General features: G+C 62.9%; 2 protein-coding genes. Both read left to right on the top strand.

All coding sequences use genetic code 11. The features are described from left to right. The first annotated feature begins 124 nt into the window (after positions 1-124). The gene (locus tag ATE71_RS21470; RefSeq protein ID WP_058805368.1) at positions 125-577 is read left to right on the top strand and encodes a DUF2793 domain-containing protein; all 453 of its coding nucleotides are present in this window, start codon (positions 125-127) and stop codon (positions 575-577) included. Positions 578-707: 130 nt separating this feature from the next. Next, a partial coding sequence (locus ATE71_RS21465) for an outer membrane protein (RefSeq protein ID WP_152998884.1) occupies positions 708-1,426 on the top strand: 719 nt, incomplete at its 3' end.

Here is a 1,426-nt window from a genome sequence, read left to right as displayed (position 1 = left end):
ATCGCCACTCGATATGACAAAACCCTTCTCTCGTTCGAGAGCTTCCTAAACCTCGCCGCCACGCGGCTATGGCTGAAGTCTTTTGTCAACGCGGCCTAGGTTCTGACCATAGAAGGATAAAGCCATGACCGACATGCTGGCCACGCCGCGCCTTGCGTTACCATTACTTGCCGTCGCACAGGCGCAGAAGGAGGTCACACATAACGAGGCGCTCGTCCTACTCGACGCGCTGGTCCACGCCGCCGTGCTGGACGGGCCGCTCGCCGACCCGCCCGCCGATCCCGCCGAAGGGCAATGCTGGATCGTCGGTGCGGACCCGACGGGTGCCTGGTCGGGACAGGCGATGGCGATCGCGTGCTGGAGTGCTGGCGGATGGCGGTTCGCGGCGCCGCGGGCAGGCATGCGGGTGACACGCCTTGCCGACGGGGCGCGCCTTCGATTCGATGACAGCTCGTGGACCGGACCGGGGACTATCGCGGCGCCCGCCGGCGGCTCGACAATCGATTCCGAAGCGCGTAGCGTGATCGGCGCATTGATCCTGCAACTCGAAGCGCAGGGTCTTCTGATTTCAGGCTGAATTTTCCGCCGTTTGGCATCGCGAGTGCGACTTTTTGGCAACAGATTGACGATTTGTTAGCTTGCACGGAACCAAAGCGGCGAGTAGGACGTCTGCCGAGACGTATATCTCAATTGAAAGGGGAATTACTATGAGGAAGCTTGCCGTCGCTGTGGCGTTGGCCTCCACCACCCTTGCGTCGCCGGTTCTGGCGCGCGACAACTCCTGGTATGTCGGAGTTGGTGCGGGCGTGATGATTGTCGAGGACATCGATCTCGATATTGGCACCACCAACAATGCGGGAACGCTCGATCATCGCGCCGGCTATGACGCCGAGGGCGTTGTCGGTTACGACTTTGGCGGTTTCCGCGCAGAAGTCGAAGTCGGCTATCGCGAAGCCGATATCAAGTCGGGCACCTTCGCTGCACCGGGTATCCCGACCAACGCTGGCGGCACCGGCACGTTCATCGGCGGCACCGCCCTGAACGGCGATACCAATGCCCTGAGCTTCATGGTCAACGGTCTGCTCGATTTCGGCGATGACGATGGCCTTCAGGGCTTTGTCGGCGGCGGCGTCGGCGTCGCTCGCGTCTCGGTCGAACCGGTCTTCGCCGGTCCGTTCCTCGACGATTCGGACACGGGCTTCGCATGGCAGGCAATCGCCGGCATCCGCGCTCCGCTGACCCGTAACTGGGACGTCGGCCTGAAGTATCGCTTCTTCAACGCCGACAATCTGGATCTGGTCGGCCAGAATGGCGACTATTCGGGCCGCATGCGTTCGCATTCGCTGCTCGGTACGCTGACGTACAACTTCGGTGGCCCGGAGCCGACACCGGAAGTGGCACCGCCGCCTCCGCCGCCGCCTCCGCC

Origin of the sequence: Sphingopyxis sp. H115, from assembly GCF_001468465.1 — a bacterium.
In the GTDB taxonomy this organism is placed as follows: Bacteria; Pseudomonadota; Alphaproteobacteria; order Sphingomonadales; family Sphingomonadaceae; genus Sphingopyxis.
Note: the sequence above shows the minus strand (reverse complement) of the source record. Positions and strands in the feature narration are given on the sequence as shown.